Origin of the sequence: Pseudomonas sp. NMI542_15, from assembly GCF_021283425.1 — a bacterium.
Taxonomy (GTDB): Bacteria; Pseudomonadota; Gammaproteobacteria; order Pseudomonadales; family Pseudomonadaceae; genus Aquipseudomonas; species Aquipseudomonas fortuita.
This window is the reverse complement of sequence record NZ_JAJSRO010000001.1, coordinates 242,516-264,170: the sequence shown is the minus strand read 5'-3', so window position 1 is coordinate 264,170 and position 21,655 is coordinate 242,516. Positions and strand designations below refer to the sequence as shown.

The 21,655-nt window shown below is 64.1% G+C and carries 14 protein-coding genes and 1 pseudogene; 7 read left to right on the top strand and 8 right to left on the bottom strand.

The window, feature by feature from the left end:
* Window positions 1-48: 48 nt before the first annotated feature.
* The 4 genes and pseudogenes from nfrB to LU684_RS01105 all read left to right on the top strand — a co-directional run bounded on the left by nfrB (window position 49) and on the right by LU684_RS01105 (window position 7,205).
* Window positions 49-2,225 (top strand): annotated as a pseudogene (nfrB, locus tag LU684_RS01120) (cyclic di-3',5'-guanylate-activated glycosyltransferase NfrB).
* Window positions 2,222-5,227, top strand: coding sequence for a phage receptor (locus LU684_RS01115; protein ID WP_232894030.1), 3,006 nt, complete (start codon window positions 2,222-2,224; stop codon window positions 5,225-5,227). The pseudogene nfrB and the gene LU684_RS01115 overlap by 4 nt, the downstream one beginning before the upstream one ends.
* Window positions 5,227-6,066, top strand: a complete 840-nt coding sequence (locus LU684_RS01110; protein ID WP_016487318.1) for a DUF4434 family protein — start codon at window positions 5,227-5,229, stop codon at window positions 6,064-6,066. Before LU684_RS01115 ends, LU684_RS01110 begins: the two co-directional genes overlap by 1 nt.
* A 47-nt stretch (window positions 6,067-6,113) precedes the next feature.
* The gene (locus tag LU684_RS01105) at window positions 6,114-7,205 is read left to right on the top strand and encodes a GGDEF domain-containing protein (protein ID WP_232894029.1); all 1,092 of its coding nucleotides are present in this window, start codon (window positions 6,114-6,116) and stop codon (window positions 7,203-7,205) included.
* Window positions 7,206-7,320: 115 nt separating this feature from the next.
* On the opposite strand, the gene LU684_RS01100 is transcribed toward LU684_RS01105, so the two are convergent.
* Both LU684_RS01100 and LU684_RS01095 read right to left on the bottom strand, forming a co-directional pair.
* Window positions 7,321-8,619, bottom strand: coding sequence for an ATP-binding protein (locus LU684_RS01100; RefSeq protein WP_023047176.1), 1,299 nt, complete (start codon window positions 8,617-8,619; stop codon window positions 7,321-7,323).
* Between the two features lie 6 nt (window positions 8,620-8,625).
* A complete protein-coding gene (locus LU684_RS01095; RefSeq protein ID WP_016487321.1) occupies window positions 8,626-9,327 on the bottom strand; it encodes a response regulator transcription factor in 702 nt (233 codons plus the stop codon).
* A 271-nt stretch (window positions 9,328-9,598) separates the two neighbouring features.
* Between LU684_RS01095 and LU684_RS01090 the strand changes: the two genes are divergently transcribed.
* Both LU684_RS01090 and LU684_RS01085 read left to right on the top strand, forming a co-directional pair.
* Entirely contained in the window at window positions 9,599-10,774 is a 1,176-nt protein-coding gene (locus tag LU684_RS01090; RefSeq protein WP_070086657.1) for an efflux RND transporter periplasmic adaptor subunit, read from the top strand.
* Between the two features lie 11 nt (window positions 10,775-10,785).
* Window positions 10,786-13,911: an efflux RND transporter permease subunit gene (locus tag LU684_RS01085; RefSeq protein ID WP_232894028.1), complete on the top strand. Its 3,126-nt coding sequence runs from the start codon at window positions 10,786-10,788 to the stop codon at window positions 13,909-13,911.
* 64 nt (window positions 13,912-13,975) lie between these two features.
* Here the strand turns inward: LU684_RS01085 and LU684_RS01080 are convergent, their stop codons facing one another.
* Entirely contained in the window at window positions 13,976-14,257 is a 282-nt protein-coding gene (locus LU684_RS01080; protein WP_060517921.1) for an HU family DNA-binding protein, read from the bottom strand.
* Between the two features lie 186 nt (window positions 14,258-14,443).
* Between LU684_RS01080 and mobA the strand changes: the two genes are divergently transcribed.
* Complete coding sequence (gene mobA, locus LU684_RS01075) at window positions 14,444-15,019, top strand: molybdenum cofactor guanylyltransferase MobA (RefSeq protein WP_232894027.1); 576 nt, start codon at window positions 14,444-14,446, stop codon at window positions 15,017-15,019.
* A gap of 157 nt (window positions 15,020-15,176) precedes the next feature.
* On the opposite strand, the gene LU684_RS01070 is transcribed toward mobA, so the two are convergent.
* From LU684_RS01070 to peaA, 5 genes are all read right to left on the bottom strand, one after another.
* A complete protein-coding gene (locus LU684_RS01070) occupies window positions 15,177-16,850 on the bottom strand; it encodes a fatty acid CoA ligase family protein (RefSeq protein WP_095115283.1) in 1,674 nt (557 codons plus the stop codon).
* A gap of 131 nt (window positions 16,851-16,981) precedes the next feature.
* A complete protein-coding gene (gene peaD, locus LU684_RS01065; protein ID WP_102688807.1) occupies window positions 16,982-18,103 on the bottom strand; it encodes a quinohemoprotein amine dehydrogenase subunit beta in 1,122 nt (373 codons plus the stop codon).
* A 32-nt stretch (window positions 18,104-18,135) separates the two neighbouring features.
* On the bottom strand, window positions 18,136-18,459 hold the full coding sequence (gene qhpC, locus LU684_RS01060; protein WP_016487327.1) for a quinohemoprotein amine dehydrogenase subunit gamma: 324 nt from the start codon (window positions 18,457-18,459) through the stop codon (window positions 18,136-18,138).
* 1 nt (window position 18,460) lies between these two features.
* The gene (gene peaB / locus LU684_RS01055) at window positions 18,461-19,891 is read right to left on the bottom strand and encodes a quinohemoprotein amine dehydrogenase maturation protein (protein ID WP_191086644.1); all 1,431 of its coding nucleotides are present in this window, start codon (window positions 19,889-19,891) and stop codon (window positions 18,461-18,463) included.
* A 48-nt stretch (window positions 19,892-19,939) separates the two neighbouring features.
* Window positions 19,940-21,505 (bottom strand): quinohemoprotein amine dehydrogenase subunit alpha, encoded by a 1,566-nt coding sequence (peaA, locus tag LU684_RS01050; RefSeq protein WP_232894026.1) that lies wholly within the window; start codon window positions 21,503-21,505, stop codon window positions 19,940-19,942.
* Between the last annotated feature and the right edge of the window lie 150 nt (window positions 21,506-21,655).

The following is a 21,655-nucleotide window of genomic DNA, read 5'->3' as shown; positions in this document are numbered from 1 at the left end:
AGCGAGGATAAGGACGATGGCCCACTCTGCCGTGCCGGTGACTGCCCCATGAGCCTGGCATTCATCGATTTTCTCACCTATGTGCTATTCGGTCTGAAGATCCTGGCGATCATGCTTGCCTCGTTGATGTTCCTGCTCGGCCTGGACGACCTGTTCATCGACCTGTGCTACTGGGGGCGCAAGTTGATACGGCGTTTTCGCATCTACGACAAGCATCAAAGGGCCGACGAGAAGCGCTTGTTCGAAGTCCCGGAAAAACCTTTGGCCATCATGGTCCCGGCCTGGAACGAAGTCGGCGTAGTGGGTGAAATGGCTCGCCTGGCAGCCTCGACCATCGACTACGAGAACTACCAGATCTTCGTCGGCACCTACCCCAACGACCCACAAACCCAGGCCGATGTGGACGCGGTGTGCCTGCATTACCCCAACGTGCACAAAGTGGTGTGCGCTCGCCCTGGCCCCACCAGCAAGGCTGACTGCCTGAACAACATCATCGACGCCTTGCTGCGCTTCCAGCAGGACGCTGGCATCGAGTTTGCCGGTTTCATCCTGCATGACGCCGAAGACGTGATCTCGCCCATGGAGCTGCGGCTGTTCAACTACCTGCTGCCGAACAAAGACATGATCCAGATCCCGGTCTATCCCTACGCACCGGAATGGAAAGGCTTTACCGCCGGCCACTATGTCGACGAATTTGCCGAAAACCACGGCAAGGACGTCATCGTCCGCGAAGCACTGACCCCGGTCAGGTGCCCAGCGCCGGCGTCGGCACCTGCTTCAGCCGCCGGGCCATCGGCGCGCTGCTGGAGGACGGCGACGGCATTGCCTTCGACGTCCAGAGCCTTACTGAAGACTACGACATTGGCTTTCGGCTGAAGCAAAAGGGCATGAAGTGCATTTTTGCCCGCTATTCCATCACCGACCCGGCACTGACCCTGCAGCAGGAATGGCGTCCGGGCATGAGCCGGGCGTTTTCGCAGGTGATCTGCGTGCGCGAGCACTTCCCGCGTGACTGGCAGCATGCCATCCGGCAGAAGTCGCGCTGGATCGTGGGTATCGTGTTCCAAGGCACCAGCAACCTCGGCTGGAGCCGCACAGGGGCGCTCAACTACTTCCTCTGGCGCGACCGCCGTGGGCTGTTCGCCTATCTGCTGAGCTTTTTGGTCAACTTGTTGTTGCTGGTGTTGCTGGCCATGTGGCTGGTGACGGTGATTGCGCCGGATGCATGGCGCTTCATGTCAATCCTCAGCGACAGCTGGCTGCTGTCCACCTTGCTGTGGCTGAACGGGCTGCTGCTGTTGAACCGCCTGTTCCAGCGGGGCTGGTTCGTCACCCGTTTCTACGGCATCGGCGAAGGTTTGCTGTCGGCACCGCGGATGATGTGGAGCAACTTCGTCAACTTCTTCGCCAACCTGCGGGCCCTGCGCCAGGTGATGGAAATGGGTGACTCGCGCCGCGTGGCCTGGGACAAGACCACCCATGAATTTCCCGCCATCGCCGCCCCTGCCCGCACGCCGCTGGGCCAGCGTCTGGTGGCCAAGGGGCTGATCAATGACGAACAGCTGCAACAGGCACTCACCAGCCCGGTACGCCGGCGCCTGGGACGCGAACTGCTGCTGCGTGGCTGGGTAACCAGCGAGCAACTGGTGGCCACCCTGGCCGAGCAGCTGGACTTGCCCTGGGCGCCCTTGAACCCGTTCAAGCTCGACCCGCAATTGATCGCCAAACTGCCGCGCAAGCTGGCCACCCACTATGCGGTGCTGCCGGTAGACGAAGACGGTGACACGCTGATCCTGGCCAGCGAGAGCCCTGTCAGCCAAGTCTCGCTGGGGGTGATCAGCCGCCACCTTAAACGCCCGGTCACAGCACGCCTGGCGCCTCAGGGCCGTGTGACACTGGGCCTGCGCTATCACTACCCCAGTCCCTGGCAGAAGCCAGAAACCCGCGCCATGCTGGCCGTGCTTGAACGCCACCAGGACAATGAGGCGCTGCTGGAACGGGTTAGCCATCACCAGGTCATGCTCGGCGCGCTGCTGCAGGTGCGCGGCATGGTCCCTGTGACCCTGTTCAACCAGGCTTTGATCGACTTTGACCCCGAACACCAAAGCCTCGGCGAGCACCTGATTGCCCGCGGCATCATCACTGAGCAGGTGCTGGAACAGGCCCTGATCGAACAGGCCAGTGAACAACAGGCCGCCATTGATCTGACCCGGGAGGTGGCATGAAGCCGCGCGTTTCCCTCACCTTTACTGGCCTGTTGCTGTGCGCCGCCGCCCTGCCTGTTGCGGCTTCGACGCCGATGACCGACTTCCAGCGGTTCACCAGTTTCCCGTTCATGGACCGCAGCTATCGCGAAGCCAGGAAAGACAACTGGGCCGAGGTGGAGCGCCTGACCCGCCACGTGCTGGGGCGAGTGCCCAACAACGACGAGGCCCGCGCACTGCTGGTAGAGGCCCTGGCCCATCAACGCCGCTACAAGGAAGCCCAAGCGCAGGCCGAACAGCTGGGCGGCAGCCCCGAATACGCGGACGCCCTGCTGGAACTGCGCCTGACCTGGATCGAACAGGACCCACCGCCCGCCAGCCAGGTGGAACAATGGCTGGCGGCCAGTGAGGGTAATCAGCGCGTGCGCCTGTGGCAGGCCTACAGCCTGAGCCTGGCCAAATTCGGCGGTGCGGGCAAGGCGCTGGACTGGCTCAGCCAGTTGCCCCCCAGGGGTGACGGCCAGGTATTGCGCCTGGCTCGGGCCAACTTCGCCGAACAACTACGCAACTGGCAGGAAACCATCGAGCAACTGCAGCCGCTCGCCGACAAGGGCCAGTTGCCCGCCGAAGACTGGCAACGCCTGGCCAATGCCTATGTCCAGCAGGTGAACGAAAAAGGGCTGAACCAGCTGCTGGCCAGCGCGCCCTCCCCTCAAGCGGCGGATCAGGCGCGCCTGGCCATGGCCAACCGCGCTATCGCCGTGGGTCACAACCAGCAAGCCCAGCGCTGGTTGCAGTCGCTGTCGCCCGATCAGCTGAATCAGCCCGACCAGCGTCAACAGCTGTGGGAGCTGGCCCGCGAAGGTGATGATGCGGCACTGGTGCGCCGCCTGAGCAACGACCTGCAGCGCCCCTGCCTGGACACCGTCGACTGGCTGTCACGCCATGACCCGAACCTGGCCCGCGAACAGTTCAAAGGCTGCACACCCACCACCGACACACGCGCCTACGCCGTGCTCAAGCAACGCCTGTATGGCGACCCGCCGCAACCCCCACAACCGCGCACAGCCAGCGAATGGGAAAACCGCTACCGGCAAAGTGGCGACCTGGCCGCACTGGAGCAAGCTACGTTTCTGCTGGTGGAACAGGGCCAGGCCGGACACGCCCGGCAACTGCTGGAACAGGCCTACGATCGCCGTCAGGGCCGCCTCAGCCCATCGCTGTTGCAGCGCTTGGGCAACCTGTTTGCCCGCAACGATGGGCCGCTGGACAGCCACCGCATGCTCGGCCTAATCCCCCGGGTCGATGCCAGTACCCGTGCCCAGTTGCTCGGCCGTCTGGCCGAGGCCGGCCAGTGCGACGCCGTTCGCCAGGCGGTGCCGGCCACCCCCCGCGAGCCCGGCCAGTACCGCGCCCTGGGCCGCTGCGCCATGCCCGACCAACCCGGTGAAGCGGTGGTCTACTACCAGGCCGCCGAACGCCTGGGCGACGCCGGCAACCGCCTGGCGTTGGCCTATGCACTTGAAGCGGCCGGCGATTCCGAAGCCGCGCTGCCTATCTGGCGCAGCCTGCCGGACAGCGCCTGGACCGACAACGCCCGCCTCACGGCCGCCGGTGGCGCGCTAGACGCAGGCGACGCTGACGCGGCCCGCCGCTATTGGGACGCTGCCGCACACCACAGCGCCGATGACTGGGCACTGGGCGCAGCCATTGCCCAGCGCCAAGGCGATTACCAGGCTGCCTTGGGGTTTCAGCGCCAGGCACTGGCAAGCAGCCCACGAGCCGACCACTACTACGCCGCGGCCAGCACCGCGCAACTGGCCGGCGACAGCGCCCAGAGCATGGCCTGGCTCGCCGAAGCCGTGCGCCTGGCCCCCGATCAGCCGCGTTACCGCGCCGACTACGGCATGCGCCTGGCCGGCTCGACAGACAAGGCCCAGCGCCGCCAGTCGATCCCCTACCTGACGCGTGCCACCCACGACTTCCCCGAGGATTATCGCCTCGGCGAAACCCTGGCCTTGCGCTACGACGAAGCTGAAGACAGCGCCTCAGCCCGCCGCGAACTGCGCCGCATCCTCGATGTGGAGCAGAACCTGGTCGCCGGTGACGATGAATACGGCAGCCTGGAAGCCCGCAAATACCGCCAGCGCCGTGCCCACGAAAGCCTGTCACGGCGTGACACCATCACCCTGGCCAGCACCTGGTCACCCGCAGGCACCTCGACCAACGACAAGTTTCTCGACAACGGCCAGCGCAGCGGCAGCTCACGCCGTGCCCAATCGCAGAACGTGCAGTTAGCCATGTGGGACCATGCCCTGGGCGAAGAACCCAGCCGCAACGGCAGCACGCTGTCGGTGTATGGCCGGGTACTGTTCGGTGGCCAGAGCCGCACCGACTATGCGCAAAGCATGGGTACCGGGGTCGGCCTGCGTTACAAGCCGCTCGGCCAGGCCAACCTCAACCTGTACGCCGAGCTGTACCACCAGCGGCAGATCGACGAAGCGCACTACCGCGGCCTGAGCCTTGGCCAGTTGCTGAGCCCGGCCAAGGTCGGCGGCAACTGGGGCGATCTGCGCCACAATGCCGAATCGAGCAACGACCTTCTGCTACGCGCCACCGCCTCGTTCCTCGACCAGGGCAACTGGCGCAATGACTGGCGTGTGGATGAAGACGACTGGAACGAGCGCTTCCTCTACCTCGACGCGGCCTGGTGGACCCGCGCCGGGGACCACGCCTGGCTGTCACGCTACCAGCAAGGCCACGCCTGGAAGCTACCCGGCAGCTCCCCGCAAACCCTCATGCCCTATGGCTTTGTCGAGTTTTCCAGCCAGGATCCGAGCAACGACTGGCGTCAGGACGCCCGGGCCGGGGTTGGCGTGCGCTGGCAATGGTGGTTTGATGACGATCGCTATAACGCCTACCGTGGCTCACTGAAAGTGCGTGCCGAGTACCAGCAGTCGCTGGGCGGCAACCTTTACCAGCGCGCCAACGGCGTGCTGGTCGGTGCGGAGATGACCTTCTGATGCGTACGCTCCTCGCCATCTGCCTGTTTGCCGTGTGCCTGCCTGCCACCGCCGACCAGCGCCTGTTCTACCAACCGCTCAACCGCGATGCCACTGTCACCCCCGCCCAGTGGCAACAACTGTGGCATGCCACCGTGGCCCAGGGCGGCAACACCCTGATCGTGCAATGGAGCGCCTATGGCGACAGCGACTTCGGCGGCGCCCAAGGCTGGCTGGCCAGCAGCCTGCGCAGCGCCCGTGCACAAGGCTTGCGATTGGTGCTGGGCCTCTACATGGACCCCGCCTACTACAAACGCCTGGACGAGCTGGACGGCGAGGGCCTGAACAGCTATTGGAAAGCGCAGCTGGGGCGCTCACTCAGCCAGTACCAGCAACTGCGTCAGGCCTGGCAATTGCCGGTGGAGGGCTGGTACCTGCCCATGGAACTGGACGACCAGCATTTTCGCGACCCCGCGCGTCGCGAAGCGCTGTACAGCCAGTTACAGGCCTTCAACCGCCAACTGGACAAGCCTCTGCACATCAGTGCCTTCAGCGCAGGCAAGCTGTCGCCCCGGGTCAATGGCGCCTGGCTGGATCAACTGGCAGGCCTGGGCTTGACTGTGTGGTGGCAGGATGGCGCCGGCACCGGGCGATTACCGCCGTTGGTGCGCCAGGGTTACGAACAGGCCTTGCCGTGCCGAATAGGTGTAGTGCGCGAGGCGTTTCGCCAGGTGAGTGTGCCAGGTCAGGCATTCAGGGCTGAGCCTGCCGAGCCGACGCTGGTTGGCGGGTGCCATCTCGAGGCGGTGTTTGACTTGCGCTACCGGCCCTGGGCCCGGGGTGTTTTGCCACAGAATTGAGTCGCCAGGGCCAGCCCTGGCAAAGCAGTACCCCCAGGAGCTCCTCCATGCTCAAGACCATCGAGGAACACGTACGCAAACAGGTCGCCCCCGCCGCCCTGCGCGCCGAGTTCCGCCAGCACGAATTCGAGTCCATGCGCCCGTTCTGCCTGTTGGTGTTCTGCATCAGTCTCCTGATCTGGCTGGTCTTCGACCTTATCGTCAGCTTCCTCGGTGGCCAAGGTTTCACCTGGCTGTCATGCGTGTTCATTGCCTTGCTCGGCAGCCTGACCGTGGTGCTGCGTTTCACACACCGCAGCCACCACTTTGATGTACTTAACCTGCTGTTCATCACCGTCATCACCCTGGGCATGCGCCTGGTGATCGAAGGCCTCCCGGTGGCCCTGCGCCCGGTGTGGCTGATCCTCGGGGTCTCCACCGTGTTGTATGCCATGTCGGTGCTGCCGGTGCGGCGCTGGTCATTTTTCTGCGCCATGGCCATCACCTGGGTGATGCTCAGCCCGTTCTACCACACCCGCATGGAGCCGGACGCGGTCGAAGGCGCCATGTTGATCAGCTACGCAGTGTTTCTCAGCGGCCTGGTCAGCTACAGCTACCTGCAAATCCGCCAAGCCAAGCTGCACAACTTCTACCTGTCCAAGGTGCTGCTGGAGCAGGCCTACATAGACGCCCTGACCGACATTCCCAACCGCCGGTCGTTCATGGCCCAGGCCGACCGTCAGCTGCGCATGGCCTCGTCCGGGCAATACCTGGCGATGATCGATATCGACAACTTCAAGCGGGTCAATGACCTCTTCGGTCATGACGTCGGCGACGAGGTACTCAAGCGCGTGGCCCTGCATATCAAGGCGAGCATGGCCGGTCATGCATTTGCCCGACTGGGCGGTGAAGAGTTCGCGATCTTCCTGCAAGGGCTGGACCAGCAGGGTGCCGAGCAGCAGGTGGCGGCGCTGTGCCAACGGGTGCGCGAGGACAGGGGCGAGCATCCGGTAACCATCAGCATAGGCCTGGCCCGGGTGGACCGGAGCGACAGCCTGACCACAGCGCTGGTCCGCGCCGACCAGGCGTTGTATGAAGCCAAGCACAGCGGCAAAGACCGGGTCGTGCTGTGGACTACACAGTTGGCGGAACAGGGCTAGCAGGCCCGGCCTCTTCGCGGGTGAACCGGCTCCCACAGGGACCGCACAGATTTTGAACGCTGTGGCGTACCTGTGGGAGCGGGTTTACCCGCGAAGAGGCCGGTACAGCCACCCATCACCCCGCAGGCAAGCGAATCCTGAACTGCGCCCCGCCCAGCGCCGACTGCGCCACCGTCAAGGTGCCGCCCTGGCCTTCGATCGCTCGCCGGCTGATCGCCAGCCCCAGGCCAAACCCGCCGGTGTTGCGGTCGCGGCTGCGGTCCAGCCGGTAGAACGGCTGGAAAATCCGCTCCCGCTCCTCCACCGGTATGCCGATCCCGTCATCTTCAACCGTGAGCAAACAGGCGCCATCGTCCTCCAGCCGCAAGCGCAACAACAGGCTTTCGTCGCAATAGCGCATGGCATTGCGCACCAGGTTCTGCACCGCCCGCGCCGTCAGCCGTGGGTCCAGCACAAACCGGGGCAAATTGCCCTCGGCCCGTACTTCCCACTGGATACCTCGGCCATCAAGCTCTTCGGCAAAACCGCCGAGTACGCTGTCGACCAGTTCCAGCAACGACACTTCGACCCGCTCGCGGGCCTGGTCGGCGTTATACAGGCGGCTGTAGGACAGCAGCTCCAGCACCAGCTCATCCAGCTCACGCACATGCCCCACCAGTTCCAGCAGGCGCTTGCGGCTGGCCGGCGGCACTTCGTCGAACAGCAGCACCAGGCCGAAGTCCAGGCGGGTCAGCGGCGTGCGCAGCTCATGGGACACCGCATTGAGCAACTCGCGCTGCTGGTTGACATGGCGCTCCAGGTCACTGGCCATGGTGTCGAACACCCCGGCCAACTCACCAATGTTGGAATGCGGCGAAATGTGTGTGCGCTCGGCCATCTGCCCCTGGCCCAGGCGCCGGGCGGTTTCCTTCAGGCGCTCAAGGTCGCGCCAGTGCGGCCACACCCATAACAGCAGGCAGCCCAGCATGGCCGCACCGATCAGCACGGTCACGCCCCACGACAACACATTGATGTCCAGCGGGTCTGGCGGTGCATGCAGGCGCACCAGCCACTGCTTGTCCAGCGGTGCCAGCACCGTTTCGTAGTAGCCCCACTCGGCAATGCGCACGGCGTACTGGCCATGCTCCAGGCGCGCCTGCTCATCCGCGCTCAGTTCGGCCTGGTCCATGCGCAGCAGCTTCACTTCCAGCGGGGCGAACGCACGGGCCAAGTCCTGCTCCACGGCCGGCCACTGCTCGCGCGGGGCCTGGTGGAACTGGCGCACGATCAACGATTGCACGCCTTTGGCCTGGTCCAGGTTGTAGGCCATGAAGCGCTCCTGGAACAGGCCGACGATGGTGTCAGGAATGAGCAGCAGCGCACCGGCGTAGGCGACAATGATCACCAGGTACAACCGCACCAGGATCTTGAGCATGGCCGGTCAGCACTCCCACTCGACGCGGCTGAACAGGTAGCCCTTGCCCCACACAGTCTTGATCTTGCGCGCTTCGCCGGCGTTATCGTCAAACTTGCGCCGCAGCTTGGAAATGGCCACGTCTACCGAACGGTCAGTGCCGTTGAACTCGATACCGCGCAGCTGCTGCAAGATGCGGTCGCGATTCAGCACTTCTCCGGCATTGCGCGCCAGTACCACCAGCAGGTTGTATTCGCCGCTGGACAACTCCACCTCTTCGCCGCGCCAGCTGACCGTGCGCTCGGCCAGGTCGATGCGCAGGCCTCCAATCAGGATCAGGTCGTTATCCAGCCGCGGCTCGTTGACGCTGCTGCGCCGCAGCAGCGTGCGCACGCGGGCCAGCAGCACGCGCGGCTCGCAGGGTTTGGTCACATAGTCGTCGGCGCCCATTTCCAGGCCCAGTACCTGATCATGGCTGTCGTCGCGGGCGGTGAGCATCAGGATCGGCAGGTTCTGCGACTCCTGGCGCAGCAGGCGGCACAGTTGCAAACCATCGATACCCGGCAGCATCAGGTCGAGGATGACCAGGTCGGGCTTTTGCCGACGATATTCGTCCAGCACATGGTCGCCCCGGGCGATCACCTGGACATGGAAGTCGTTGCGTTGCAGGTAGCTGGCGATCAGCTCGGACAGGGCGCTGTCGTCTTCGACCAGGAAAATATTCGGCATAGGTGCTTGGGATCTAGGTTGTGGTAGACCTCACTGGTCTCTTCGCGGGCTTGCCCGCTCCCACAGGGGCCGCACAGCGTCTGAAACCTGTGCAATACCTGTGGGAGCGGGCAAGCCCGCGAAGAGGCCAGTACAGGTATGCGCAGAATATAGAACCCAACCGCTCGAAAGGATTGTTCTTCACACTTTTTCACACTCGCCCTACAGGTATTAACAGCCGCACGGGCTACACCTGCCGTACCATTGCCCCGGTCATCATCGGAAGATCCGTATGCCTACTACCCTCCCCCCACGCCTGCGCCCTGTGGCGCTCATGGCGTTTCTGAGCCTGTCCCTGGCCGGCTGTGGCGACAGCGCCGAGCAAGACGAGCAAGCCCCCACCCCGCAAGTGCGGGTAGAAACCCTGCAACTGCAGCCACTGGCCATCAGCAGCGAACTCAGCGGCCGCATCCTGGCGCCGCGCACCGCCGAAGTGCGCGCGCGTGTCGCGGGTGTGGTACTCAAGCGGGTGTATCGTGAAGGCAGTGACGTCAAGCAGGGCGATGTGCTGTTCCTGATCGACCCGGCGCCGTTCAAGGCCGACCATGACAGCGCCCGCGCCACCCTGGCCAAGGCCAAGGCCACCCTGTACCAGGCACGTCTGCAGGAGCAGCGCTACCGCGAGCTGGTCGACGACAAGGCCGTCAGCCGCCAGGAATACGACAACGCCCAGGCCAGCTTCCTGCAAGCCGACGCCGAAGTGGCCGCCGCCAAGGCGGCTCTGGAGCGTGCCCGCCTGGACCTTGGCTACGCCACCGTGACAGCGCCCATTTCTGGCCGCATCGGCCGTGCCCAGGTCACGGAAGGCGCACTGGTCGGCCAGAACGAGACCACCCCGCTGGCGACCATCCAGCAGTTGGACCCGATCCACGCCGACGTCACCCAGTCTACCCGCGAGCTCAATGCCCTGCGCCGCGCCTTGCGCGCAGGCGAATTGCAGCAGGTGGGCGACGGCCAGGCCCGCGCCACGCTGATCCAGGACGACGGCAGCGCCTATCCGCTGCCAGGCAAGCTGCTGTTCTCCGACATCAGCGTCGATCCCACGACCAACCAGATCACCCTGCGCAGCGAGTTCCCCAACCCGGACCTCGACCTGTTGCCCGGCAGCTACGTGCGCGTGCGCCTGGAACAGGCGGTGCAACCCAAGGGCCTGAGCGTGCCGCAGCGCGCCATCCTGCGCGACAGCGCCGGTGTCCCCAAAGTGCTGGTGGTCGACCAGCAGGCCCGGGTCAGCGACCGCCAGGTAGTGCTCGGCAGCGCCCAAGGCGACCGCTGGATTGTCAGCGAGGGCCTGGCCGCTGGCGAGCGGGTGGTGGTCGAGGGCCTGCAGCATGTCAAGGCCGGTGACCACGTGCAGGTTGAAACAACCCCCGGCGTAGCACCCATCGCTCAGCATACCGGCCAGTGAGGGCCTGATTCATGCCGCAATTCTTCATCGACCGCCCGGTATTCGCCTGGGTGGTCGCGCTGTTCATTCTGCTGGCCGGGGCGCTGGCCATTCCGCAGCTGCCCGTGGCCCAGTACCCCAACGTGGCGCCGCCGCAGGTGGAAATCTACGCCGTGTACCCGGGCGCTTCTGCGGCGACCATGGACGAAAGCGTGGTGAGCCTGATCGAGCAGGAACTCAACGGCGCCGACAACCTGCTGTACTTCGAATCGCAGAGCAGCCTGGGCAGCGCCACCATCACCGCCACCTTCGCCCCGGGTACCCACCCGGACCTGGCCCAGGTCGACGTGCAGAACCGCCTGAAGGTGGTCGAGTCGCGCCTGCCGCGGCCGGTCACCCAACAGGGCCTGCAGGTGGAAAAAGTGTCCACCGGTTTCCTGCTGCTGGGCACCCTCACCTCCGAAGACGGCAAGCTCGACGAGACCGCACTGTCGGATATTCTGGCGCGCAACGTGATGGACGAAATCCGCCGCCTCAAGGGCGTGGGCAAAGCCCAGCTGTACGGCTCGGAGCGCGCCATGCGCATCTGGATCGACCCCGGCAAGCTGATCGGCTTCAACCTCACGCCCAACGACGTGGCCGAGGCCATCGCGGCGCAGAACGCCCAGGTGGCGCCTGGCAGTATCGGCGACCTGCCCAGCCGCGACACCCAGGAAATCACCGCCAACGTGGTGGTCAAGGGCCAGCTGAGCACCCCCGAAGAATTTGCCGCCATTGTCCTGCGCGCCAACTTGGATGGCTCCACGGTCACCGTCGGTGATGTCGCCCGGGTCGAGATCGGCGCTCAGGAATACCAGTACGGCACACGGCTGAACGGCAAGCCGGCCACTGCGTTCAGCGTGCAGCTGTCGCCGGGTGCCAACGCCATGGAAACCGCCACCCTGGTGCGGGCGAAAATGCAGGACCTGGCGCGTTACTTCCCGGAAGGCGTCAAGTACGACATCCCTTATGACACCTCGCCGTTCGTCAAGGTGTCGATCGAGCAGGTCATTACCACCCTGTTCGAAGCCATGTTGCTGGTGTTCGCGGTGATGTTCCTGTTCCTGCAGAACCTGCGCTACACCCTGATCCCCACCCTGGTGGTGCCGGTGGCGCTGATGGGCACCTTCGCGGTCATGCTGGCCATGGGCTTCTCGGTCAACGTGCTGACCCTGTTCGGCATGGTGCTGGCCATCGGCATTCTGGTCGACGATGCCATCGTGGTGGTGGAAAACGTCGAGCGCATCATGGCCGAGGAAGGCCTGCCGCCCAAAGAAGCCACCCGCAAGGCCATGGGCCAGATCAGCGGAGCGATCGTCGGCATCACCCTGGTGCTGGTGGCGGTGTTCCTGCCAATGGCCTTCATGCAAGGCTCGGTGGGGGTGATCTACCAGCAGTTCTCGCTGTCGATGGCGGTATCGATCCTGTTCTCGGCATTCCTGGCCCTCAGCCTCACCCCGGCATTGTGCGCCACGCTGCTTAAACCGGTGGCCAAGGGTGAGCACCATGAACGCAAGGGCTTCTTCGGCTGGTTCAACCGCCGTTTTGAAAACCTGAGCAACGGCTATCAGCGCTGGGTGGTACAGGCGCTCAAGCGCAGCGGCCGCTACCTGCTGCTGTACGCGGTACTACTGGCGGTGCTGGGCTATGGCTTCAGCCAGTTGCCCACGGCGTTCTTGCCCACCGAAGACCAGGGCTACACCATCACCGACATCCAGCTGCCACCAGGGGCCAGCCGCATGCGCACTGAACAGGTGGCTGCGCAAATCGAGGCACACAACGCCGAAGAACCCGGCGTAGGCAACACCACCGTGATCCTCGGCTTCAGCTTCTCCGGTAGCGGGCAAAACGCGGCACTGACCTTCACAACCCTCAAAGACTGGTCCGAGCGCGGTGCCGACGACAGCGCCCAGTCGATTGCCGACCGTGCCAGCGCGGCCTTCTCCCAGCTCAAGGACGCCGTGGCGTTTTCGGTCCTGCCGCCGCCTATCGACGGCCTGGGCGAGTCGACCGGCTTCGAGTTCCGCCTGCAGGACCGTGGCGGTATGGGCCACGCTGCGCTGATGGCTGCCCGCGACACGCTGCTGGCCAATGCGGGCAACAGCAAGGTACTGACCAACGTGCGCGAAGCGTCGCTGGCCGAAAGCCCGCAAGTGCAGCTGGAAATCGACCGCCGCCAGGCCAATGCCCTGGGGGTGTCGTTTGCCGATATCGGCTCGGTGCTGGACGTGGCGGTGGGCTCCAGCTACGTCAACGACTTCCCCAACCAAGGCCGCATGCAGCGGGTGGTGGTGCAGGCCGAGGGCGACCAGCGCAGCCAGGTCGAAGACTTGCTGAAAATCCACGTGCGCAACAACAGCGGCAAGATGGTGCCACTGGGCGCATTCGTGCAGGCCAGGTGGGTCAGCGGCCCCGTGCAGTTGACCCGTTACAACGGCTACCCGGCGGTGTCGATCTCCGGTGAGCCGGCAGCCGGCCACAGTTCGGGCGAAGCCATGGCCGAAATCGAACGCCTGGTGGCTCAGCTGCCGCCCGGCGCCGGCCTGGAGTGGACCGGCCTGTCGCTGCAAGAGCGCTTGTCCGGCAGCCAGGCACCGATGCTGATGGCATTGTCGTTACTGATCGTGTTCCTGTGCCTGGCAGCGCTGTACGAAAGCTGGTCGATCCCGACTGCCGTGCTGCTGGTGGTACCGCTCGGCATGCTCGGTGCAGTGCTGGCCGTGACCCTGCGCGGCATGCCCAACGACGTGTTCTTCAAGGTTGGCCTGATTACCCTGATCGGCCTGTCGGCAAAGAACGCCATCTTGATCATCGAGTTCGCCAAGCACCTGGTCGACCAGGGCATGGACGCCGCAGACGCCGCCGTGCAGGCCGCCCGCCTGCGCCTGCGGCCGATCGTGATGACCTCGCTGGCGTTCATCCTCGGCGTGGTACCCCTGGCCATCGCCAGCGGCGCCAGCTCGGCCAGCCAGCAGGCCATCGGCACCGGGGTGATCGGCGGCATGCTCAGCGCCACGTTGGCGGTGGTGTTTGTGCCGGTGTTTTTCGTGGTGGTGATGCGCCTTGCGGGCAGGGGAAAAGCCGAACCCGCTAGCGAGACTCTGCCCAGCGGGCATTGAATGCCATGAGCAAGGGGGCCCCGCCCCCTTTCCCTCACTTGCGCGGCTTGGCCTTCTGATCGGGTTACTCGCTGAAATTGACGGTATCCTTCAAGCTTTTGCCGGGGACGAACTTGGCCTTGGTCGCTGCAGCAATCTGCATCGGCTTGCCAGTTTGCGGATTACGCCCGGCTCGCGCTTTTGTTTGCTCGGTTTTAAAGGTCCCAAAGCCCACCAAGGCCACCTCATTGCCCTCACTGAGTGATACCTTGACTGCATCGATAAACGCGTCAACCACTTTTTGTGCGGTTGCCTTGTTCAAGTCGGCGCGTTGCGCCACGTCTGCTACCAGTTGCGATTTGTTCAAGTGTCTCTCCTCATTAAAATTCTCGGCACCATCGCGATACCAGGCTTGCAGCCTTATTGAAGGACGAGATCCTGATCGGCACAACTGGCAAAAATGTCAGGTCGGTTCAACCCGGGCGAAGGCGTTCTGGACAACTGTTGCAGGCCGTGGGAGGGTTGCTTTCTCCCATTGCCTAGAGTTGAAATCATGACCAACCCCTTGCCCCCCAGTTCAGCCCTGATCCTCGCCGGCGGCCGCGGACAGCGCATGGGCGGGCGTGACAAGGGCCTGGTCTACTGGCAAGGCGAACCACTGATTGCGCACGTTCATCGTGTGGTGCGGCCGCTGAGCGACGACCTGGTAATTTCCTGTAACCGCAACCAGCCAGCTTACCGGGCATATGCAGACCAGTTGGTGGGCGATGCAGAAGCCGACTTCCCTGGGCCGCTGGCAGGGGTGATTGCCGGGCTCAAGGTGGCTCGGCATGAGTGGGTGGTGCTGCTGGCCTGCGATGCACCGCGGGTTGACCGCGAACTGATCGAGGACCTGCTAAGGCTGGCGGTGGCCAGTGACAGTGCGGCAATGGTGCGCCAGGGCGGGTATTGGCAGCCGATGTTCAGCGTGCTGCCACGGCGAATACTGCAAATGCTGGAGCAGGCCTGGGCGACGGGAGAGCGGAGTTTGCAGAAGGCCTTGCTGCGCGAGGCGGTGCAGGGGTTGGAGTGTGCCGATGATGATCGCCGGTTGAGCAACTTCAACAGCCCGGAACTATTGCAAGGCTAAGCACATGGCGCGGTCATTGAGCGGCCTTGTGCCGCGAAAGGGCTGCGAAGCGGCCCCGGGATTTCAGCTGTGATGCATAAATTGCTGGGGCCGCTGTGCGGCCCTTTCGCGGCACAAGGCCGCTCCTACAAAGGTCCGCGTAGCTGAGGGGTGATGGTTATCGGGAGGACAACTCCGCGACACTGATCTCGCGCATCCTGAACTTCTGCACCTTGCCGGTCACCGTCATCGGGAACTCGTCGACAAAGCGGAAGTACCGAGGCACCTTGAAGTGCGCAATCCGCGCCCTCGCCCACTCACGCAGCGCGTCTTCACTGGCGGTATGCCCCGGGTGCAGGCGCACCCAGGCCACGATCTCTTCGCCGTACTTGCTGCACGGCACGCCAATCACTTGCACATCCGCCACCGCCGGGTGGGTGAAGAAGAACTCCTCCAGCTCGCGCGGGTAGATGTTCTCACCGCCGCGAATGATCATGTCCTTGCTGCGCCCCACGATACGCACATAGCCCTGTTCATCCATTACCGCCAGGTCGCCGGTGTGCATCCAGCCGTCTTCATCGATGCTCTCGGCCGTGGCCTTGGGGTTGTTCCAGTAGCCAAGCATTACGCTGTAGCCGCGGGTGCACAGTTCGCCTATCTCCCCACGCGGTACGGTATTGCCGTCGGCGTCCAGCACTTTGTTCTCCAGCCGTGGCTGCGTACGGCCGACACTGGTCACCCGGCGTTCCAGGTCATCGTCGGGCCCGGTCTGCAGCGACACCGGGCTGGTCTCGGTCATGCCATAAGCAATCTGCACCTCGGCCATGTGCATTTCGCCGATCACCCGGCGCATCACCTCGATCGGGCAGGTGGCGCCGGCCATGATCCCGGTGCGCAGGCTCGACAGGTCGAACTCCCTGCGTTGCGGGTGGTCCAGCTCGGCAATGAACATGGTCGGCACGCCATACAACGCGGTAGCCTTTTCCTCGGCCACCGCACGCAGCGTGGCCAGCGGGTCGAAGGCATCGCTGGGGTAGATCAGGGTGCTGCCGTGGGTCATGCAGCCAAGGTTGGCCATGACCATGCCGAAACAGTGATACAGCGGCACCGGCACCACCAGCCTGTCGTGCTCGGTCAGGCCCAGGCTTTCACCAACCATGTAGCCGTTGTTGAGGATATTGCTGTGGCTGAGGGTGGCGCCCTTGGGAAAACCGGTTGTGCCGGAGGTGTACTGGATGTTGATCGGGTCGTCGCAGCGCAGCTGCGCCTGGCGTTCGACCAAGGCCTGGCAGCTGACGGACTCGGCACGCGCCTGCAAGGCGTGCCAAGCCAGAAAGCCCGGTGGTGGCGAGGCAGCCAGGCTGACCACGCCGCGTAACTCGGGGAAGCGCTCGCAGGTCAGCGCGCCCGGTTGGCTGCTGGCCAGGCCAGGGACCAGGCCCTGCAGCATCGCATGGTAATCGGAAGTCTTGAACGCGTCGGCACAGATCACCCAGCGGCAGCCGGCCTGGCCGAGGGCGTAGTCCAGTTCGCTGGAGCGATAGGCCGGGTTGATGTTGACCAGGATCGCGCCGACCTTGGCGCTGGCGAACTGGGTGATGCACCACTCGGCGCAGTTGGGTGCCCAGATACCCAGCCGGTCACCGGGTTGCACGCCCAGTGCCATCAGCGCGCGGGCGTGCTGGTCGACGGCCTCGGCCAGTTGCTGCCAGGTGTAGCGCAGGGCCTGGTGGCGCACCACCAGCGCCTCGCGGTCGGGAAAGCGGGCGACGGTGGCGTCGAAGGCATCGCCAATGCATTGGGTAAGCAGGGCTTTGTCTGGATTGCCCTGGGAGTAGCTTGGCTGGGGCATGGGCACTCTCTTGTTGTTTTTGTGGGGGCTGGGCCGGCCTCTTCACAGCACAAGGCTGCTCCTACACGGGAACGCGGTGTCCTGTAGGAGCAGCCTTGTGCTGCGAAGCGGCCAGTAAATCCACCCTGGCTCTAGCGGATGAACACCTGTGGCGTAGTGGTGGACATGTCGCCACCCGGCAATTTGATGTTCTTCACCTTTTCCAGCGTATCCGGGTTGAACACCGCCAGGTCATTGAAGGTGCCGCCCAGGTACAGCTTGTCGCCCTTCTTGTCGAAGGTGACGCAGTAGTAAGTGTGCTCAAGGTTAGCCGCCTTGATCAGCTTGCGCTGCTTGATGTCGTACTTGGCCAGGCGGTTGAGCACGCCGTAGATCTGGTTCGGGTCCTTGGGCGAACGCAGGCCGGTGAAGTACAGCTCGGTCAGGTCGGCAAATTCCTGGGTGTGGCTCTTGCCGGTCTTCAGGTCGACACTCAGGTAGCCATACAGCGGCTCGGCCGTGGCCGGGTCCTGTTTGTCGTCCTTGAACCTGGCAATGGTGTACAGCATGGTGAACTCGTGACGCGGGCTCTGGTGCGGCCAGAAGTACAGCACGTCCGGGGCGCTGTAGCCTTTGCGGTTCCAGTTGCGCAGCGGCAAGGCCACCGTGTACTTGCCGGTTTTCACATCCATCTTGTAGATGTCCGGCCCTGCGACAAACAGGCTGCCATCATCGGCGGCACGCATCAGGTACACCTGGCGCGGCATCGGGAAGGTGCGCACCGGCTTGGCCTGCAGCCCATCAGTGGTGCTGAACACCTCCAGCCGCGGCGGCTTGACCACGTAGTGGTCATTCAGCATCTGGGTCGGGTTGACCGTGGCGTACACCTCCTTGCCATCGGGGCTGATGGCAAACGAGTACATCGACCGGCCCACTTCTCCCGCCACGCTGGACAGGTTGGCCCGGAAGGTATTCTTGCAGGTGTCCAGGTCGATGCCGTAGATGTCGCCGTAATGGTTGTTGAGCACGTAGGCGGTTCGGTTGTCCGGCGCCATCATCGCGGTGCCAGGGCCGAACTTGTCGGGCATCTGGCAGCTTTTGTACACCGTGTCACTGGCCACATCGACCACATGCAGGTTGTTCGGGTAGTTGGTCACGATCATGTATTCGTGGCCAGCCTTCAGCGCAGGCCCGGTGTCGTCAGCCTGAGCCAGCCCGGCGCAGGCCGTGGCGGCGAGGGTGAGCGCGAGTTGCGCGCAGCGTCCAGCTTTCATGCGGTTTCCCCTTGTCATTCTTGTTGGGCCGGTCACTTGTCTTTCGGGAACACAGTGCCGAGGTTGCGCCAGTCTTCCGCCGAGTTGGTCGCCTGGGCGTTCCAGTCCTGGTAGGTGCTCATCATGTCCGGCACCTGGGCCGGCCACCAGCAAGGGTCGGAGCAACCATACAGGTCGGCCTCCATCGGCTGGCACAGCGAGCTCACGCCACCAAAGGCATCCACTTCCCAACCCGGGTCGGTGGTGGCCGTGCAGCCGGCCACCGCACTCATGGCCATGACTTCTTCGATGCGGTCTTCGGCAGCGGCCTGTTCAAGGATGCGCGCCTTGTTGTTCAGGGGCTTCAAGTGCTTCATGTCAGTGCGCCTTCCGCGGGGTGATGTAGCGGTCGATGAAGGCCGGGTTGGCGGCCATGATGCGGCTGTAGACTTCGATGCCGAAGTCGACCCAGTCGCGCATCAGTTCGCAGTAGTGGTAAGTCGGGTGCTGCGGGTCGCCGTAGCGGGCGTAGCTTTCGTGGTAGCAGCCGCCGGAGCACAGGTTGCGAATGCGGCAGCTTTCGCAGCCGGTGTTGTTGCGGTCCAGACGCTGCGACAGGAAGTCGTTCAGCTCCACTTGCTTGACGCCCTGGTGCACGTTGCCGAAGGTCGGCAGGCTGGAACCGGTGAAGCGGTGGCACAGGTTCAGCTCGCCTTCATGGTCCACTGCCAGCATTTTCAGTCCGGCACCGCATGGCAGGGCCTTCTTGTGGCCCTCGTGGATGTCGGTGATCAGCTGGTGCAGGTTGGAAAAACCGATATTGCGGTGTTCCAGCGCGGCGTCCAGGTAGCGGCGCCCCAGCGCCTTCATGTTGGCGAAGACCTCAACCAGTTCTTCGCCGGTGAGGTTGAAGTCCGCCATGTCGCCGGAAGTGACCGGGGCAAAGCCGACTTCGGCAAAGCCCATTTCGTTGAACAGATGGTTCCAGATCGTCTCGATATCGGTGATGCCGCGGGTCAAGGTCACCCGCGCCCCCACCGGCCGACTGTTGTAACGCGACAGCAGCATGTCGGCCTTGCGCCGCACGACGTCATAGGTGCCCTGCCCGCCCACCGTGATGCGGTTGCGGTCGTGCACGGTCTTGGGGCCGTCGATGCTGATCGACAGGCCGAACCGATGGGCATTGAGCCAATCGACGATCTCTTCGGTCAGCAACGTGGCATTGGTGGTCATGATGAATTCCACCTGCTTGCCCGCCTCGGCGAAACGCCGCTCGCAGTAGCCCACCATGTGTTCGATCAGTGGCCGGTTGGACAAGGGCTCGCCACCGAAGAACACCACGCTGTAGCGCTCCTCGTCAGGCGATTCCTTGAGCAGCATTTCCACCGAAGCTTCGGCGGTGGCGGTGCTCATCTTCTTGCCGGCAGATGGCTTGTCCAGGTCTTCCTTGTAGCAATAGGTGCAGCTGAGGTTGCAGCCAGTGTTGACGTTGAGCACCACAGTATTCAGCGCGGTGCGCTCGACCCGCTTGACGCCGATTTCCGCGGTCAGCGGCGAGCCGTCGCTGACCAGCTCCAGGGCGATCAGCTCGCGCAGGGTGTCCTGGATATCGTTGCCGGCAAACTGCTGGCCCAGGCGCTGCATCAGCTCCTCGGCCGAACAGCCTTGCTGGCGCAAGGTGTCGATGATGCCCCCGGTCACCGCGTCGGCGGTGAACAGCGAACTGCTGGGGATGTGGAACAGCATGCGGTCGGCATCTACCTGCACTTCATGCAGGTTGCGTTCGACCAGGTTCAGTAGTGCGCCCATGGCGACCTCCCGGTAATCGATCCGTTGGAAAACCGTTGCACCCTGCCGTTACGGCAGCGGTGGGTTGTTCCAGCGCTGAACGGTGACGATCATGTGCCCTTCGCCCGTCTGGCCACCGTCGGCCAGCGTGGCGATGACCTTCAGGTTGCCCGCGTTGTTGGTCATCATCTTGCGCTCTGGGTTAGGGCCGGCGCCGCCTGGCACGAACACGCCATCGGCCTGCATCTGCCCGGCGAACTTGACGTCTTCGTCCTCGACCGCACGTTCATTGAATGGCTCGACCTTCCAGGTGGCCGGCAGATAGCCGATGCGCAGCGGCTGGCCACTGGCGTCCTTGCCCCAGGCTTCGGCCTCGAAGCGGCCCTGCACCTTGGGCACCGAAGCGCCGTTTTCACCGATGCGGGCAATGGAGAACGCCGGCACGACTTTCACTTCCTCGACCTTGTCGTACACCGCCAGGCTCACGCCCTTGAGCGCCCCCACCGCAACCTCGCGCTGGCCAGGCCTGGCGTCGGCTGCGGCGCGGGCCTTGACCCGTACCAGGGTCGGGGTCTGCTCCAGTACTTCGGTCACTTCCACCCCGGCACCCAGGTCAGGCTTGCCCTCCAGGCCGCTGCCCACCAGGGTGATCTCGCTTTCGCCACCCGCCTTTATGAAGGCCGGTTGCACCGCCAGCAGCCGCGCCTTGCCTTCCTTGGCAGCCGTGAAGTCCAGGCCACGCTCGTCGTGTTCGGCCTCGAACATGCGGCCTTTCATTTCGCCATCCAGCGCCGCGAATACCTGGTGCAGCTGGGTGTCGCCAACCTTGACGTTGCCGCGCCATTCATAGCCGTTGTACAGGATCGCCGAGCCGCTACCGTTGAAAGGTGTACCGTCGGCATAGGCGCCTTTGACCTCGACCTTGAAGGTGTCGCCCTCCCCGGCCGAAACGCTCATCACACCGCGCACATCGCCCTTGGCCAGCATATGGCCGCTGAACGCCCACTGCCCCGGCAGCACGTCGGCCTTCGGTTTTGCCTGCTGCCATTCAGCCCAGGCCGGGTTGTCCAGCGGGTAGCGCTTGGCAAGTTCCGGCACCACCTGTTGCAGGGCAATCGGCAGCCAGTCGCGGTCCCGCGCCTGGGCCTGGTATTCGAGGGACGGCCACTGGCCAAGGTGGAAGTTGACCAGGTGCTCCCACTCCTTGGCCGGGCGGCGCTGCAAGGCGACGCGAGCCCCAGAGTGGCAACGGCCACAGGTTTCGCTGAGCTGGGTGTCGAAATGCTCGACCGTGTTCAGCCGGCGCTCCATGGCGTAGCGCACGCCATCGGTTTCGCTGGGCGCCAGGCCCTGCTTGTCGGCCAGGTACTTGACCAGCATGCGACGGTCGTCGTCGCTGATCTGCAGGCCGTGCATCACCTGCATGCGGGCGATGCTCATCAGCCAGCCTTCTGGCGTTTTACGCTGGTGGCTGATACGGCTGTAGGTATCGTTGCCTTCGGGGATATGGCACCCCATGCACTTGTTCTGCAACAGGCTCGGGCCCTGCTCGGCCGCCATGGCCTGGGTGCTCAGCAGCGCGGCGGCGACCAGCGCCAGTTTGCCCGCATGCCGCCGGAGTCGAGTCGTCTTCAAGGTCAGACCTCCACGGTTGTTGTTCTTATCGTTTTTCGCACGCTTTGGTACAGCAGGTGTGCATGTGACAGAGGTGATACAGGAACTGTGCCAGTTGCAGTAAACGCGTGACCTTTCAACCCCTTAGGCAGTTTGCTGGGGTTGGCCAGC